Consider the following 15,771-nt stretch of genomic DNA (forward strand, 5'->3'; position numbering starts at 1 on the left):
ATGTCCCGAGACTCACCACAGGACGGCCTGTCCCGGCTGAACGACGACGTCGACCGGTCCTTCCGCACACTGCTCGGGAGCATCCACCTTGAGCGCGGCATAGGGCGCATGGTGCTGCTGCTGATCATCGCGGTCTCGTTCTTCGGGGTGCTGCGAGGCGAGGTCTTCCTCAATCCCGTCAATCTGCAGAACATGATGGTGGCGTCACCGGAGATCGGCGTGCTCGCGGTGGCCATGGCCCTGGCCATGCTCACCGGGGGGATCGATCTCTCCCTGGTGGCGATCGCCAATCTCACCGCAATCACGGTGAGCACCGTGTACTCGGCGGTCGAGGCGAACGATCCCGCCCAGGCTGAGGCGCTGGCGCCGCTCATCATCCTGCTCGGCATCGCGGTGGGCGTCTCAGGCGGTGCGGTCAATGCCTTCCTCATCTCGACGATCGGGATCGCACCGATCCTCGCCACGCTGGCGACGATGCAGATCTACAACGGCATCGCCGTCGTGTGGACTGGTGGCTCGACGCTCTACGGAGCGCCCGAGGCGCTCAGCACGCTCGGGAAGTCGACGGTCGCGGGGATTCCGGTTCTCTTCCTGCTGTTCGTGGCGATCGCGCTCCTGGTGGGCGTGATGCTCTCGCGCACGCCGTTCGGGCGGAGCATCATGCTGCAGGGGGCCAACGGGACGGCTGCGAAGTACTCGGGCATCCGGAGTGCGAGCGTGCTCTACGGCACGTACCTGACGACCGGACTGCTCGGCGGCCTCGCGGGACTGCTGATCCTGGCTCGGAACCCGACCGCCAGCGCAGACTACGGAGCCTCGTACGTGCTTCTCGTGATCGTGATCGCCGTGCTCGGTGGAACGAACCCGGCCGGAGGATACGTCACCGTGACCGGGGTCGTGCTGGCGACGATGGTGCTGCAGGTGGTGCAGTCGGGCTTCACCGCGCTGCGGCTCTCCGCCTATGAGTACGCGATTGCCCAGGGAGTGATCCTCATCGCCGTGATGGTCTTCGACCAGGTGCGCATCAAGCGGTGGAGGAGGAAGGTGCCGGACACGCCGAGGAGAGACGTGGTGGCCGCCGGCGCAGTCCCGGGCAGCGACGATGGGTTGCCCCCGGGCGACCGAGAGGAGTGACATGGTGCAACTGCTCATCGGTCTCGACATCGGCACGTATGAGGCCAAGGGGGTGCTGGTCGATGCCGACGGAGACGTCCGGGCCGAGGCGCGGCACCGGCACGGGGTGAGCACCCCGGCGCCGGGCATGGTCGAGCACGACGCCGAAGACGTGTGGTGGAGCGGCTTCGTCACCGTCGTCCGTGAACTGATGGGGACGCTGACCGAGGACGACGAGCTCATCGGCCTCGGATGCAGCGCGATCGGGCCGTGCGTGCTTCCTGTCGACGAGCACCTACGACCGCTGCGTCCCGCGATCCTCTACGGAGTGGACACTCGAGCGACCGCGGAGATCGCTGAGATCGAGGCGGTGCTCGGCACGGACGAGATCCTTCGCCGGTCCGGGAACGTGCTCACCAGCCAGTCAGCGGGGCCGAAGGTGCGGTGGGTGGAGCGCCACGAGCCGGAGGTCGCAGCTCAGACCCGGTGGTACCTGACCAGCCAGAGCTTCCTGGTGGCGCGACTGACCGGCCGGGTCGTGATCGATCACGCGACCGCCGGCTACTTCCATCCGTTCTACGAGCTTGGCGAGCTGCGCTGGAATGCCGAGGGCCTGGAAGCTCTCGTGCCCCCCGAGAAGCTGCCCGACGTCGCGTGGTCGTCCGACATCGCCGGCACCGTGACCGCTGAGGCGTCGAGACAGACCAACCTGCCCGAGGGGCTGCCGGTCGTCGTCGGCACCACCGACGCTCCGGCGGAGGCCATCGGGTCCGCGGTGGTGGAGACCGATGACCTGATGCTCATGATCGGATCGAGCGGATTCCTCATCCGAGTCTGCGACCGTCCGGTTCGCGATGAGCGGTTGTGGGCGGCGCCCTGGGTGCTCCCGGGACGCTACGTGCTCGCGGGCGGGACGTCGACTGCCGGCACTGCGACCCGATGGATCGCCGAGCAGCTCGACCTGGACGAGCTACAGGGCGATCAGGCCCTGTTCACCCAGCTGATGGCCCTCGCCCGGTCCGCCCCGGTGGGTGCGGGCGGTGTGCTGCATCTCCCGCACTTGAGCGGTGAGCGCACCCCCTTCCACGATCCCGATGCGCGTGGAGCGTTCATCGGGCTGAGCCTCTCGACGGGGCGGGCCGAACTTGCTCGATCTGTCTCCGAAGGGGTCGGCCACTCCCTGGGGCTTGCCCTGAGCACGTTCGCTGCGGCGCACTCGCGGGCTCCTCGGGTGAAGGCGGTCGGCGGCGGAACCCGCAATGAGATCATCACCCGCGTTGCGAGCGACGTGAGTGGGTTCGACCTCGACATCCCCGACACGCTCGGGGCCTCGTACGGGGACGCGATCCTCGCCGGTCTGGGTGTGGGCGCCGTCTCAGAATCCGATGCTGCTTCCTGGGTCTCGAACCGGGACGTGGTGACCGCGAGAGGGCCCGACGATGACGAGGCGCGTGTGCTGCGCAGACAGCATCGAGAGTTCACCGCTGCGTATCAGGCGCTGCGAGGCATGAGGGAGGCCACGACATCATGAGCCGCTGGACAGAGCTCGCTCGACATCTCGCAGAGGTGAACGCCGTGGGCGCAGGGACGAAGGTGAGCATCTTCGCCACGACCGCCTCCGTGCTGGACGCCGTCGCCGAGCTCGTCGAGGAGGTGTACCGACGGGGCGGGCTCCCGCAGGTGCAGCTCGTCGAGGAGCGATACGACCGGTCCTCTCTCGCCCACGCGAGTGCGGAGGTGCTGAGACAACCCGCCCCCATGGAGCTGGCGTCGATGCAGTGGGCCGACGTGCACGTGTCCTTCCGCGGCATGCAGGCCCCCGCCGCCGAGCTCGACGGAACGCGGCTGGGCCTGCAGCGCGAGGGCAAGGGGATCGTCTCGACGGAGCGCTGGCACGGGACCCGGTGGACGCTGGTGCGAATCCCGAGCCGTGAGTGGGCCGAGCTCATCGGTGTCCCGTTCGCGCAGCTCGAGGACGAGTTCTTCGCGGGAACGCTCGCCGACTGGGGCGCGCATCGCCAGCATCTTGACGCGCTGTGCGACCGGCTGAACGACGTGCGGACCGTCCGTATCCTCGCCGAGGACACGGACCTAAGACTGGATTGTGCGGGTCGTACGTGGGTTCCGTTCGCCGGCGAGGCGAACCTGCCCGACGGCGAGGTCGCGACCGCCCCGCACGAGGACGGTGTGGAGGGGCACATCGTGTTCCCCGGAAGCTTCTGGTTCGGCGGCGCCGAGATCAAGGACCTGTCGCTGCGATTCGCCGCCGGCGAGGTCGTCGAGTTCACCGCTGCCGTCGGCGCCGACTTCGTCGCCCGCATGCTCGATGCCCCCGGTGCGCGCCGCGTCGGAGAGCTCGGCATCGGCACCAACGCGAACATGCAGACGATGACCGGTGATCTGTTGCTCGATGAGAAGATCCTGGGCACTGCGCACATCGCGCTGGGACGTTCCTATCCCCAGTGCGGTGGGAAGAACGAATCGACGATCCACTGGGACATCGTCAAGGACCTGCGCCGATCGGGACGCCTGGAGGCAGACGGCACGACACTGATCGACGGCACCACCTACGCACCGATCCTGTCGGGGCGGGAACGCTGAGGGGCACCATGCGAAAGATCATCAACGGTACTGACACCTTCGTCGACGAGGTGCTCGACGGGATCCTGCTCGCGCACTCCGACGAGCTGCGTGCGGTGACCCGGGACCGCCGCTCCCTGGTACGCACCGACGTGGAGGGGTCGGGCCGCGTCGGCATCGTCACCGGGGGAGGCTCCGGACACCTGCCCTTCTTCCTCGGCTACGTCGGCCGAGGTCTGTGTTCGGCAGTAGCGGTGGGCAACGTCTTCTCGTCGCCGAGTGCCACCCAGATCCACGCCGCGTCCGTGGCGGCCGACTCCGGTGCGGGCCTGCTGTACCTGTACGGAAACTACGGCGGCGACGTCTACAACTTCGACATCGCAGCGGATCTGTGCGCCGGCCAGGGGATCGAGGTCCGCACGGTGCTCGGCACCGACGACATCCAGTCGGCACCCTCGGACCAGATCGACACCCGACGCGGCGTCGCCGGGCTGGTGCTCGCGTACAAGGCGGCCGGAGCCATGGCTGAGCAGGGGGCGACGCTCGATGAGGTGGAGCGCGTGGCTCGAGAAGCCGTCGCCAGGACGCGGACGATGGGGGTCGGTCTCTCGCCGACGATCCTGCCCGCTGCGGGCGAACCCACGTTCACGCTGGACGAGGGAGAGATGGAGATCGGCGTCGGGATCCACGGCGAACGAGGGACGCACCGCGGACCCCTTGAGAGCGCTGATGAGATCACGGATCGATTCGTCGCTGAGATCGAGCGGGAACTCGAGCTCAGCGCGGGAGCGCGCGTCGCTGTGGTGGTCAACGGGCTCGGTGCGACCCCGCTCGAGGAGCTGTACGTCATGTACCGGCGTGTCCATCGCATCCTCGCGGAGCGTGGCGTGCAGATCGCCTACCGGCTGGTCGGTGAATACGTCACGAGCCTGGAGATGGCGGGCGCGTCCCTGTCGGTGATGGTGCTCGACGACGATCTGGAGACGCTGCTGCGTGCGCCCGCCGGGTCACCGTTCTTCGTGCAGGAGAACGTACCTGTTCGTGAAGGGGTGACCGAGACGGCGACTCCGCTGCAGGACGAGGCGACTGCGGTGGACGTCGTTTCTGCTGACGGCGTCAGTGCCCTGCGCAGAGCACTGGCCGATGCGCTGCCCCGCATGGCCGCACACGGCGATGAGCTGCGAGAGCTTGACGCGGCGCTCGGCGACGGCGACCTCGGGATCACCGTGACCGAGGGCAGCCTCGCTGCTGCCGAGGCAGTACGGCGGCTTCCAGAGGACGCTGATGCGCGAAGTGTTCTGCGTGCGGCGGGCCTCGAGTTCTCCTCGGCCAACCCGTCGACGTTCGCAGCACTGCTGGGATCCGGTGTGATCAGCGCGGCGGACACCGTGGAAGCGGGAACACACCTGACGGGAGCGCAGATCGTCCCGCTCCTGCGAGCGCTCTTCGACCGCGTCGCCGAGCGGGGCGGCGCGCAGCTGGGTGACAAGACGCTGCTCGACGTCCTCGAGCGGGTCATTGCGGCGCTCGAGACCGGGTTGAGTGGTGAGGCGCTCCGCGAGGCCGCGGCCCAGGCCGTCGAGGACACCGCGCTCTGGCAGTCCCGGCGAGGACGTGCGGCCTGGCAGCAGGAGCGCTCGGTCGGGTTGAAGGACCCCGGAGCCGTTGCTGTGCAACGTTTTGTCGACGAGCTCAGCGCCTCGCACCTGGACTGGTCCGAAAGCGGGTCACGTGCTGATGTGAGAAATCAACAGTAAGGATCTAGGGTCGGGATCATGAATGCGAACGCGCGCCGCTCACTGATCGAGGAGATGGTCGCTCAGCAGGGCGAGGTCTCGCTGGTCGACCTGGCTGAGAGGTTCGAGGTCTCGGAGATGACCGTCCGGCGCGATCTCGATGTCCTCGAGGAGGAGGGCGTGCTGCGCAAGGTCATGGGCGGCGCGATCTTCATCGGGGGCAAGTCGACCGAGCCGTCGTTCCATGCCCGTGCGTCCGCTGCTGCCGAGGAGAAACGTCACCTTGCGGCGATCGCGGCCGGCCTGCTGAAGCCCAGGCAGACAGTCATCCTCGACAGCGGCAGCACGATACTCGCCGTGGCGAAGGAGATACGGGGCAGACGTCTGGGATTGACGGTGGTGACGCCGAGCCTGCTCGCGGCGGTCGAGCTCGCCGACGAGCCCGACACCACGGTCCTGGTCACCGGAGGGCGACTGCGTCCGGGGGAGCTCTCGCTGATCGGCTCCGAAGCCGAAGACGCTTTCCTGAGGTACAACTGCGATGTGTACCTCATGGGGGTCGCCGGTGTGGACGCCCTCCGCGGAGCCTCGGAGTATCACCGCGAGGAGGGAGCGGTGAAGCGGTATGCGGCCCGGGCCGCCGACCAGGTCATCGCGGTGGTGGACCAGAGCAAGCTGGGCCGGGTGCAGCTGATCAATGTGGTCGACACGCAGGACATCGACGAGGTCGTGACGGACGCTCTCGACGACCATCCGACGGTGGTCCGGCTGCGAGAAGCCGGTGCGGTCGTGCACTGCACGGCGGCTCCCGGCTCGCAGTGACCGGAGGATCCCATCAGCCGATCAGCGGGCCACCAAGCTGATTGCACTGTGGGGCCTGGTGCGCGCTCCGTTTCGGCGAGCTGACCGAGCTGCGCCGCGGCGACATCGACCTGCGTAGCAATCGGGTCTCCATCACCCGCGGCGCCGTTCGAGCCGGCGGCACGTTCATCGTCGGATCGCCCAAGTCCGACGCCGGGGTTCGCGATGCCGCGATCCCGCCGCACCTGCTCCCGGCCGCGACGGCCTGCGCTGGCAGGACCTCCGGCACACCGGCGCGGTGCTCGCAGCCCAGGCCGGCGTGACCCTCGCCGAGCTCATGGGCCGTTCGGCCACTCCACGCCTGGCGCGGCCATGCGTGACCAGCACGCGGCCGACCGGGACGCCGCCGAGATCGCCAAGCGGCTCTCCCGCTGGTGTCGGAGCCGGCTGGGACGGTGACCAAGTGAGCGAGTGGACCGCTGAGTTCTACGAGGACGCCGACGGCCGGCGTCCCATTGAGGTCTGGATGGGCGACCTCGGCGAAGTCGAGTTCGAGGCGCTGGCAACCGCGATCGAGGAGATCCTTGAGAAGGACGGACTCGCGCTGGCGAGCACGCCGTGGCTGAAGGCGCTCGGCAGAGGGCTCCACGAGTTCCGGGTGCGGCACGACGCCGCGACCATCAAGGCGCTCTACTTCGACTCGGGAGCAAGCAAGCAGGCCAAGCCCGCCAAGATCCTGCTCCGGCTGTTCGTGCACTTTCACGGCCAGAAGGTCATCCTGCTCCTCCATGGCTACGACAAGGGCCGCGACAACAGTCTGCGGCGCCAGAATAAGGAGATCGAGGTGGCGCGCAAGAGGCTTCGCGCCTGGCGCCTCGCGCAATCCAGCCGGACGAAGAAGTCGCCGAACAAGTCCCGGCGGAAGCGCTGACCCACCGCATCGCTTGTATGGGTCATCACCCATACACTGGTGGACGAGAGGAGTCACCATGGCCAAGAGGTTCTCTGAGTACGCGAGCGAGCGCCGGGCCGAGCACGGCCCTGAGGGCCGCGAGGCCGAGGGGGTCTTCCGTGCTGCGTACGCGTTCGGTCGTGTCATCTACGCCGCACGCAAGGCACGCAACCTCCGGCAGTTGGACCTCTCTGAGTTGAGCGGCATCGCCCAAGCGGACATCAGCCGGATTGAGCGCGGCATGATCGCGCCGACCGTCCCGACGCTGATCAAGCTCGCCGACGCGCTCGGTGCGCAGATCCAGTTCGTGCTGCCGCCGGCCGACGACAAGACCGCGCAGGGGGAAACCCCTCATGAGGTGTTCGCCCTCAGTGTCGGGGCATAGGTCAGCGGACCCCAGTCGTCACGTGACTGATGAGCCGGTGCACCTCTGTTCAGGCCACGACATCGAGTCGCTCCCGGGACCCTGGCACCTCATCGCCGTCGCGAACGTCGCCGGCACGGTGCTCGGTCCCTGCACGCTTCGCATCTCATCGAGCGTTGCCCGGAGATCGCGCAGTCCCTGGACTTGCCGCCGGGCTCGCGTTTCCTCATCGCACCCGGGCGCGAGAACGTGGACGGATGACTCGCTGCTCGACGTATGAGCCCAGAAACAGGACAGGAGTGGCCAGTTCTGGCCACTCCTTGTTCCCCGTGTGTTCCCGATTTCAGATCCGGATCTGAAGATCCTGCTCTGACCTGCGGAAACGTGGTGGGCGATACTGGGTTTGACCCAGTGACCTCTTCCGTGTCAGGGAAGGGAACTGAGTCCGCCCGTGTCCGGCAACGTGCATTTGCACAGGTCACAGCGTTGCCCGTCATTGACGGACGGTCCTGTACACCCCAGAAACGGGCGCGGTGGGGGTACGCAGGACTGCGCAGTCGGCTTCTCACCCGGTCCGTTGGTGCCGCGCATGACGGACTGGCTCGATGCCGTTGACCAGGCGGCCGCGCGCGCCCGGACTGAAGCGCCCGCGACGCCACACCCTGTCTGCTGGTCGGGCTGGGGGTCTCTTCAGGCCCCGTAATAGGCCGGATACGTGTTGGCTGGCCGGTCGTCTTCGCGCTTGACTGGCTCAAGGAATGCGTGGACTCCATAGCCCATCACGCCATGCTTCTCGTGGATGGTCCAGACATCCACGATTCGGTACCTCTGGCCGCTGGGGAGCTCGATGCCATTGCCAACGACTGGAGGAATGTACGCGTGCTCGTCCTGCCAGTCCTCGGCCGGGGCGATGTAGTTAACGATGTAGCGGGGCTCCGGTCTGGGGTTCATCTGTGGAAGTTAGCAGCGATCCGTCACAGTCGGTGGTGGAATCGTGGGCCTTGTCCAGAAGTCTGAACCTCTCAGCCCAGCAAGCGTCTATCGTGCCTCCATGGGCTACCTCAGCATCGACAGCTACGACCGAATCTCGATGAGTGACTCTGACCTCGGGGCCTTCGCGTCAAAGCTGGAGGCGGCGTCTGAGAGCGGCACAGGGTTCTTCCTGGACTTGCCGATGCGGCGCTTCGGCGTCGTCGAGAAGAAAGACCGACGGACTGAGACCGTGCTGTCCGAGGATGTCGACGCAGGGCATCAGCGGATCTGGGTTCATCCGATCCATAGCATCATGCTGGTCTTCGATGGGCCGAGTCCTTCGGACCCTCGGGTCGGCGGCTAACGCTGGGCCCACGGGAATTGGTGGTAGAACTCGTCGAGGCTGGTGTAGCCGTGGTCGGCGAGGATGGCTGCACGTTGGGCGCGGACCTGTCGGGTGCAAGCGACGTAGTCGGTCCGGCCGTCGACGTCGGGGGCGAACTCGGGCTGCGGGTGTTGGGCGTCGATCAGCGCGATGACCTCGGCGATGGTCGTCTCGTGCTGTTCGGTCTTACGCCGTGCCATCGGTGGCTCCTGTTCTGACGGCACGCAGGCGGTCGCTGCGGTGGCGCTGGGCGGCGGCCTTCGACTGCTGTGGGTTGCGGCGGGTGCCGTGCTGCTCCCCCTCGATCGGCAGCGCCAGGGAGCGTGCGAGGGCGTCCAAGACTCGGCGGTGACTCCAGGCACTTCCCGATTCTGACCTTGATCGCTACGACCGGACTCCGAAAGGGGGAGGCGCTGGCGTTGAAGTGGTCCGATGTCGATCTCGACAAGGGAGTGCTGCATGTTCGCGGAACGCTCTCGCGGGTCGGCGGCAGGCTCGTGGTGACCGAGCCGAAGACTGAAAATCTCGGCGGGACGTCCCCCTCCGTGGGACGGCGGCCGCGGTGCTGCGTGAGCACCGCAAGGCCCAGCTCAAGGAGCGTGTCGCGGCTGCGAACGTCTGGACCGATACGGGTCACGTCTTCACGACGGAGTCCGGGCAGCCGATGGACCCGCGCAACGTGCTGCGTGCGATCACGAGCGCTGCGGCGAAGGCCGGGCTGACCGGTGTCAACGTGCACACACTCCGTCACTCGGCAGCGACTCACTGGCTGGAGAACGGCGTACACCTGCGGGCCGTCTCCGACATGCTTGGGCACTCGTCGACCCGGATCACGGGCGACGTGTACGCGCACACGAGTGACGAGATGGCCAACCGCGCCATGGACTCCCTGGGCGAGGCGCTGGGGGTATGAGCACTCGTCCAACCGTGGTGGGGGGTACCGGTGGGGGGGTAGTCCGAGGAAGTCCGACCGAAAGCGGTACCCGTGGGAACAGAAAATCCCCGGTAAACCGGGGATAATCCGTGGTGGGCGATACTGGGTTTGAACCAGTGACCTCTTCCGTGTCAGGGAAGCGCGCTACCGCTGCGCCAATCGCCCGTGCTGGGTGTCTTCAGTTGTGCTGCTCGAGGTGGGTACGGGATTTGAACCCGTGTAAACGGATTTGCAGTCCGTTGCCTCGCCTCTCGGCCAACCCACCGCTGGATGGGCCCACCTGGGATGGGTGTACTGACCCTCTCCGAGCGGACGACGGGATTCGAACCCGCGACCCTCACCTTGGCAAGGTGATGCGCTACCACTGCGCCACGTCCGCGCTGCGACCGTTTCCGGCGCGGGAAGAAACATTAGCCGATGCCCCACTCGTGACCAAACCGGGGGTGGCGGGTGCGGGCGTATCGTGGCGACATGAAGGCGTGGCTGGATGGACGAGTGCTGGAATCGCCGAACGTCCCCGCCGTCGGGGTGCTCGACCACGGGCTGATCGTGGGCGACGGGGTCTTCGAGACGGTCGCCGTCGACCACGGCGAACCCTTTGCCCTGACCCGTCACCTCGAACGGATCGTGAGGTCCGCCGAGGGACTGGGCATCGGCACCCCGGACGTCGACCTGCTGAGGCACGGCGTCGCCGCCACGATCGACGGGCAAGAGCTGGGCTTCGGTCGGGTTCGCATCACCGTGACCTCGGGGGCCGGGCCCTTGGGCTCGCCCCGCGGTGGTGGTCCTCTGACGCACGTCGTCGTCACGGAGCCGTGCGATCGTCCGCCGGCGGTTTCCTCGATCATCACGGTGCCCTGGCCGCGTAACGAGCGAGGCGCGCTGGCTGGGCTCAAGACGACGTCGTATGCCGAGAACGCCAAGATGGTCGAGGTTGCCAAGGCGGCTGACGCGTCCGAGGCGGTCATGCCCAACACTGTCGGTGATCTGTGCGAGGGCACTGGTTCCAACATCATGTACGTGCTCGACGGACAGCTCGTGACGCCGACACTGGCTTCCGGCTGTCTTGCCGGGATCACCCGTGCTCTGGCGTTGGAGTGGCTCTCTCAGGAGCTCGACGTCGTGGAGCGGGACGCCCCGATCGAGGTGCTGCGCGAGGCCGATGAAGTGGTGCTCGTGGGCACGACGCGCAACATCCAGGCCATCGGTCGGGTCGACGACCGCACCCTTGCTGCACCGGGGCCCGTCACGAGCGCGGCACAGGAGATCTGGGCCCGGCGGCAGGCCGAGCACTCCGACCCGTGAGCCCGGCGTCGGGGCCCTGACGGGCGTGCGACGTGTCTTTGGAGTAGGTGATCGCTGCTAGGCTCAGGGCACCGACACCGCGTCGGTCATCAGGGAAGACTTCTCGTCGAACCGCCCGGCCGCAGGCCTCTCGCGACTACTTGTCGCCTCCTCTGAGTGAACTCAGAGGAGACTCATGTCCGCGCATCATCCGAACGCTGCCTCACGCCCGACGCCTCTCGAGGTGATCCCCGCTCAAGCCCCCGCGGTGCCGTCCGGCAGCAGCTCGGCCATCGTCTACTGCGAGGGACAGTTCGGGGAGCAGGACGGCAAGACCGCCAACGGGCTCGTCCGGCACTCGGAGAAGTACCAGGTCCTCAGCGTCATCGACAGCCGTCACGCCGGAGGTGACGCCGGCCGGCTGCTCGACGGCGCCGCCAACGGCATCCCGGTGCTGAACGACCTCCCGGAGGCCATCGCGCACGCCGGCAGGGTCCCGGACCATCTCATCTGTGGCGTCGCTCCGGCCGACGGACTGTTGAGCGCCGAGCAGCGCGTCGTACTGCTCGACGGCATCGCCCGTGGCATGCACATCGTCAATGGCCTGCACGAGTTCCTCAACGACGATCCGGAGTTCGCAGCCGCCGCGATCATGGCCGGCGTGACCATCACCGACGTCCGGCGGCCCAAGGACAAGAAGGACCTGAACCTGTTCTCCGGGCGGATCCGCGAGGTGACCTGCCCGCGCATCGCCGTGCTGGGCACCGACGGGGCCATCGGCAAGCGCACCACGTCCACGCTGCTCGTGCAGGCACTCAACGCCCGGGGGGTCAAGGCTGTGATGGTCGGAACCGGCCAGACCACCCTCATCCAGGGAGGCAAGTACGGTGTCGCGCTGGACGCCCTCGTGCCGCAGTTCTGCTCCGGTGAGGTGGAGGCCCAGGTGGTGGCGGCCTTCGAGGGCGAGGATCCCGACGTCATCGTGGTGGAGGGTCAGGGCGCGCTCAGCCACCCGGCCTATCTCACCTCGGCGCACATCGTGCGAGGCAGCCAGCCGTCCGGCGTCATCGTCCAGCACGCTCCACGACGGACCGTCCTGGGCGACTTCCCGATGGTCGAGATGCCCAGCGTCGCCCAGGAGGTGCGGCTCATCGAGGCATTCGCCGACACCAAGGTCATCGGCATCACCGTCAACCATGAGCAGATGACGACCGATGACGAGATCGGTGACGCAATCGAGGATTTGGAGCGTGAGCTCGGCCGGCCCGCCACCGACCCGTTGACTCGTCCGCTCGACGAGCTCGTCGACATGGTGCTGAGGGCGTTCCCGGAGCTTGAGGCGGCACCCGCCCCGAGCACCCGGTGACGACGCCACGTCTGGAGATCGCCCTCGACGTCATCGAGGAGAATGCCCGGGTCCTGGTGGACCGACTGGCGCCGCGAGGTATCCGCGTGACCGGGGTGTGCAAGGCCGGCGTCGGCTCCGCAGGGGTGGCTGCTGCGATGCTCGGCGGGGGTGTCAGTGGTCTCGGTGACTCCCGCATCGAGAACGTGACGAGGCTGCGTGACGCGGGAGTGGACACCAGCTTCACGGTGATCCGGTCACCGGCGCTCAGCCAGGCGGAAGAGATCGTACGAGGCGCTGACATCAGCCTCAACACCGAGCCGGCGGTGCTGCGCGCGCTGTCGCAGGCCGCGGTGTGTCAGCAGACCACGCACGGGGTGGTGCTGATGGTGGAGCTCGGGGACCTGAGGGAGGGCATCGGTGTCGACGACGTTGCTGGACTGGTCGCGGTGGTGGAGCAGCTTCCTGGACTGGTCCTGCTCGGGCTCGGGACCAACCTCGCCTGCCAGAGCGGTGTCGTGCCCGACCAGCGCACGATGGACGAGCTGTCGGGTCTGGTCGAGCAGGCCGAGGTGTCCTGCCGCCGTGCCCTGCCCGTCGTCTCAGGCGGCAACTCCGCGAACCTGGAGTGGGCGCTCTCCACGCGGGACGTGGGGCGCATCGACGAGCTACGGCTGGGGGAGTCGATCCTGCTGGGCACCGAACCCCTGCACCGCCGCCCGATCGACGGGTTGGGCACCGGAGCCTTCGCGCTCGTGGGCGAGGTCATCGAGGTCAAGACCAAGCCGTCGCAGGCGTGGGGCGAGCTGGCTCAGACGGCGTTCGGTGCACGAGCACCCCGGCGGGCCGGTGGGCACGTCCGGCAGGCGATCGTCGCACTCGGTCGCCAGGACGTCGACCCGGACGGGCTCACCGCCATCGCGGGGATCGAGGTACTCGGCAGCAGCAGCGACCACCTGGTGCTGGACGTCGGCGACCACGACGTCGCCGTGGGGCAGGAGCTGGTGTTCGGTCTGGACTACAGCGCCCTCGTCCGTGCCATGACGTCCCCGTACGTCAGTCGGGTCGAGCGCGGCGCCAGGACGCTCGGCCGGGTGGGAACACGCAGACTGGCCCGCGAGCGACCCCCGCCGAGGGTGCGGATGGATGCCGACGTCGAGGTGGGACACGCCGATTCGTGAGGGCTGGGCCGTGCGACGTCCAGGACGGCGTGCTTGCCGCCGGTCAGGACGGGTGTGAGGTCTGCCTGGTAGAGGATCTGTTGCATCAGCCGGCGGCCGATGGCACCGAACCCGGCGAGGTGCGCCGGGGCGGTGGGCGAGTCGTCGGGGTCGGTGGACGTGGAGGAAGCGAGCTCATCGGCGTCGACCAGGACGGTGAGCTGGGTGGCAACTCCTCAGGGTCATGCCGCAGGAGATGGGTGACAGTTCTGCGTCAGGACATCGGTGACACTCAGGCTTCTCGCGGTTCGCCCACCGTGCTTCCTGCGGGGTGCAGGCGGCCGACGAGCGCGTCCGCTCCTCGTGCACGGAGTGTGGGCGGGCTCGTGATCGCGGTGGTGGGCGATGCGTTAGCATCGTCTGGTCGCGGGCGATTGGCGCAGTGGTAGCGCGCTTCGTTCACACCGAAGAGGTCACTGGTTCGAACCCAGTATCGCCCACCCGAGACAGCACGGCCCCTGATCAGCGCAGACGCGTCAGGGGCCGTTCGCGTTCCACGTCGGGCCCTCACCTCCGGCCGCTCAGGTGACCGATGAGCTCGACGTTCACGTGTCGACACGTGTGGGGTGAACGTGCCGTGGTGCCTGGTATCCCGCTGAATGTGCGGTGAGGCTATGGGAGCCATCAGACGAAACGGGGTTCCCGGTCGTCGTGGTTCGGCGTTGTGTGAGGGGCGACACAGAGCCGACTCCCCAGCTTGGAGCCCCCAGTGACCGCAACGTCATTCACCGTCAACGACCGTCACTACACGATGCCGGACTCCCCGGTCGTCGTCATCTGCATCGACGGCAGCGAGCCCGACTACCACGTCGAGGCGATCAGGGCGGGTCGCATGCCCTGGCTCGAGCGCACACTCGCCGGCGAGGACAGCTCCTCGTGGGAGGCCCACTGCGCCATGCCTGCCCTCACCAACCCGAACAACGTCTCGATCGCCACTGGTCAGCCACCGGCCGTGCACGGGATCAGCGGCAACTACATCTTCGATGCCGTCGCGGGCGAGGAGGTGCTCATGAACGACAAGAAGTACCTCCGCGCCCCCTCGCTGTTCGCGGCGGCGAACGCCGCCGGCCTGGATGTGGCCGTCGTGACAGCCAAGGACAAGCTCCGGCGACTGCTCGGCGCAGGCCTGGTGGAGGACGGACCCAGCCTGGATGGATCGGGCGAGCTCGTCGATCCGCCACGTCGTGGAATCTGCTTCTCGGCCGAGCGAGCCGACGAAGCCACGGTGGAGAGCAACGGCATCGACGGAGTGCTCGAGCTGGTCGGCAAGCCGCTGCCGAGCGTCTACTCATCCGACCTCAGTGAGTTCGCCCTCGCCGCCGGAGTCGAGATCCTGCGCACCCGCGGCGCCGACCTCATGTATCTCTCCCTGACCGACTACATCCAGCACAAGCACGCCCCCGGCACCCCGGTGGCCAACGACTTCTACGCCATGATCGATCACTACGCGGCCAGGCTCGATGAGCTGGGTGCCATCGTCGTGCTCACTGCCGACCACGGCATGAGCGCCAAGACCGATGACGGGGGAGCGCCCCGAGTGGTGTTCGTCGAGGACGAGGTGCGACGGGCACTGGGCCTGGCCGACACCACCGACGGTTCGGACGGGGTCCGGGTGATCCTGCCGATCACCGATCCCTACACGGTTCATCACGGAGCGCTGGGCTCCTTCGCCAGCGTGTACCTGCCCGAGGGTGCTGACGCCGCGCTCGTCATGGACCACTTGGTTCGCATCCCTGGCATCGAGACCGTCTGCGCGCGCGAGGAGGCGGTCTCCGTCTACGGACAGCCTGCCGACCGCATCGGAGATCTCGTGGTCCTCGCCGAGGCCGGGACCGCACTCGGCCGCTTCGCGGCGTGGCACGACCTGACCGGACTGGATGCTCCCCTGCGCTCCCACGGGGCCCTGGGCGAGCTGCAGATCCCGTTCGTCATCAACCGTCCGCTCCCCAGGCCGGACCTGGTGCGAGAGACCTACGGGGCATCCGCGGACCTGCACAACTACGACGCGTTCTGGGTGGCCACGACGCTCGTCAGCCAGCACCAGGCCAGCGCCATCGCTGCTGGCTGACGCCGACTCACCACCTC

At 67.7% G+C, this 15,771-nt stretch carries 15 protein-coding genes, 4 tRNA genes and 1 pseudogene; 14 read left to right on the forward strand and 6 right to left on the reverse strand.

Annotated elements, in window-relative coordinates; translation table 11 throughout:
* The 7 genes from ACEVFP_RS08290 to ACEVFP_RS08320 all read left to right on the forward strand — a co-directional run bounded on the left by ACEVFP_RS08290 (window position 1) and on the right by ACEVFP_RS08320 (window position 7,567).
* Window positions 1-1,134, forward strand: coding sequence for an ABC transporter permease (locus ACEVFP_RS08290; protein ID WP_375003270.1), 1,134 nt, complete (start codon window positions 1-3; stop codon window positions 1,132-1,134).
* A 1-nt stretch (window position 1,135) separates the two neighbouring features.
* Window positions 1,136-2,644, forward strand: a complete 1,509-nt coding sequence (locus ACEVFP_RS08295; RefSeq protein ID WP_375003272.1) for an FGGY-family carbohydrate kinase — start codon at window positions 1,136-1,138, stop codon at window positions 2,642-2,644.
* Window positions 2,641-3,714: an aminopeptidase gene (locus ACEVFP_RS08300; RefSeq protein WP_375003274.1), complete on the forward strand. Its 1,074-nt coding sequence runs from the start codon at window positions 2,641-2,643 to the stop codon at window positions 3,712-3,714. Before ACEVFP_RS08295 ends, ACEVFP_RS08300 begins: the two co-directional genes overlap by 4 nt.
* A gap of 8 nt (window positions 3,715-3,722) precedes the next feature.
* The gene (locus ACEVFP_RS08305; protein WP_375003276.1) at window positions 3,723-5,450 is read left to right on the forward strand and encodes a dihydroxyacetone kinase family protein; all 1,728 of its coding nucleotides are present in this window, start codon (window positions 3,723-3,725) and stop codon (window positions 5,448-5,450) included.
* Between the two features lie 18 nt (window positions 5,451-5,468).
* Window positions 5,469-6,251, forward strand: coding sequence for a DeoR/GlpR family DNA-binding transcription regulator (locus ACEVFP_RS08310; protein ID WP_375003277.1), 783 nt, complete (start codon window positions 5,469-5,471; stop codon window positions 6,249-6,251).
* Window positions 6,252-6,693: 442 nt separating this feature from the next.
* Window positions 6,694-7,161, forward strand: a complete 468-nt coding sequence (locus ACEVFP_RS08315) for a hypothetical protein (RefSeq protein WP_375003279.1) — start codon at window positions 6,694-6,696, stop codon at window positions 7,159-7,161.
* A 58-nt stretch (window positions 7,162-7,219) separates the two neighbouring features.
* On the forward strand, window positions 7,220-7,567 hold the full coding sequence (locus tag ACEVFP_RS08320; RefSeq protein ID WP_375003281.1) for a helix-turn-helix domain-containing protein: 348 nt from the start codon (window positions 7,220-7,222) through the stop codon (window positions 7,565-7,567).
* Window positions 7,568-8,236: 669 nt separating this feature from the next.
* Here ACEVFP_RS08320 and ACEVFP_RS08325 read toward each other — a convergent pair.
* Window positions 8,237-8,497 carry a hypothetical protein gene (locus ACEVFP_RS08325; RefSeq protein WP_375003282.1) on the reverse strand — a complete coding sequence of 87 codons (261 nt, stop codon included), beginning with the start codon at window positions 8,495-8,497 and terminating at the stop codon, window positions 8,237-8,239.
* A 100-nt stretch (window positions 8,498-8,597) separates the two neighbouring features.
* Between ACEVFP_RS08325 and ACEVFP_RS08330 the strand changes: the two genes are divergently transcribed.
* Window positions 8,598-8,882, forward strand: coding sequence for a hypothetical protein (locus ACEVFP_RS08330; RefSeq protein WP_375003283.1), 285 nt, complete (start codon window positions 8,598-8,600; stop codon window positions 8,880-8,882).
* Here the strand turns inward: ACEVFP_RS08330 and ACEVFP_RS08335 are convergent.
* Together ACEVFP_RS08335 and ACEVFP_RS08340 are read right to left on the reverse strand one after the other, a co-directional pair.
* Window positions 8,879-9,103 (reverse strand): hypothetical protein, encoded by a 225-nt coding sequence (locus ACEVFP_RS08335; protein ID WP_375003285.1) that lies wholly within the window; start codon window positions 9,101-9,103, stop codon window positions 8,879-8,881. The two genes, ACEVFP_RS08330 and ACEVFP_RS08335, sit on opposite strands and share 4 nt — an antisense overlap.
* Window positions 9,090-9,242, reverse strand: a complete 153-nt coding sequence (locus tag ACEVFP_RS08340; protein ID WP_375003287.1) for a hypothetical protein — start codon at window positions 9,240-9,242, stop codon at window positions 9,090-9,092. The genes ACEVFP_RS08335 and ACEVFP_RS08340 overlap by 14 nt, the downstream gene beginning before the upstream one ends.
* A gap of 202 nt (window positions 9,243-9,444) precedes the next feature.
* Here ACEVFP_RS08340 and ACEVFP_RS08345 point away from each other — a divergent pair.
* Window positions 9,445-9,816 (forward strand): annotated as a pseudogene (locus ACEVFP_RS08345) (tyrosine-type recombinase/integrase); the annotation flags it as partial.
* Window positions 9,817-9,927: 111 nt separating this feature from the next.
* On the opposite strand, the gene ACEVFP_RS08350 reads toward ACEVFP_RS08345, so the two are convergent.
* The 3 genes from ACEVFP_RS08350 to ACEVFP_RS08360 form a co-directional block, all read right to left on the reverse strand.
* Window positions 9,928-10,002, reverse strand: a tRNA-Val gene (locus ACEVFP_RS08350).
* A gap of 29 nt (window positions 10,003-10,031) precedes the next feature.
* Window positions 10,032-10,102: transfer RNA gene (locus tag ACEVFP_RS08355), tRNA-Cys, on the reverse strand.
* Between the two features lie 42 nt (window positions 10,103-10,144).
* Window positions 10,145-10,216: transfer RNA gene (locus tag ACEVFP_RS08360), tRNA-Gly, on the reverse strand.
* Between the two features lie 92 nt (window positions 10,217-10,308).
* On the opposite strand from ACEVFP_RS08360, the gene ACEVFP_RS08365 reads away from it, so the two are divergent.
* From ACEVFP_RS08365 to phnA, 5 genes are all read left to right on the forward strand, one after another.
* The gene (locus ACEVFP_RS08365) at window positions 10,309-11,142 is read left to right on the forward strand and encodes an aminotransferase class IV (RefSeq protein ID WP_375003289.1); all 834 of its coding nucleotides are present in this window, start codon (window positions 10,309-10,311) and stop codon (window positions 11,140-11,142) included.
* Between the two features lie 175 nt (window positions 11,143-11,317).
* Window positions 11,318-12,487: a DUF1611 domain-containing protein gene (locus ACEVFP_RS08370; RefSeq protein ID WP_375003290.1), complete on the forward strand. Its 1,170-nt coding sequence runs from the start codon at window positions 11,318-11,320 to the stop codon at window positions 12,485-12,487.
* Window positions 12,484-13,647, forward strand: a complete 1,164-nt coding sequence (locus ACEVFP_RS08375) for an alanine racemase (RefSeq protein WP_375003292.1) — start codon at window positions 12,484-12,486, stop codon at window positions 13,645-13,647. Before ACEVFP_RS08370 ends, ACEVFP_RS08375 begins: the two co-directional genes overlap by 4 nt.
* Window positions 13,648-14,054: 407 nt before the next feature.
* Window positions 14,055-14,126 (forward strand) — tRNA-Val (locus ACEVFP_RS08380).
* 269 nt (window positions 14,127-14,395) lie between these two features.
* A complete protein-coding gene (gene phnA / locus ACEVFP_RS08385; RefSeq protein ID WP_375003294.1) occupies window positions 14,396-15,754 on the forward strand; it encodes a phosphonoacetate hydrolase in 1,359 nt (452 codons plus the stop codon).
* The last annotated feature ends 17 nt before the right edge of the window (window positions 15,755-15,771 follow it).

This window comes from Aeromicrobium sp. CTD01-1L150 (assembly GCF_041951745.1).
GTDB lineage: Bacteria > Actinomycetota > Actinomycetes > Propionibacteriales > Nocardioidaceae > Aeromicrobium.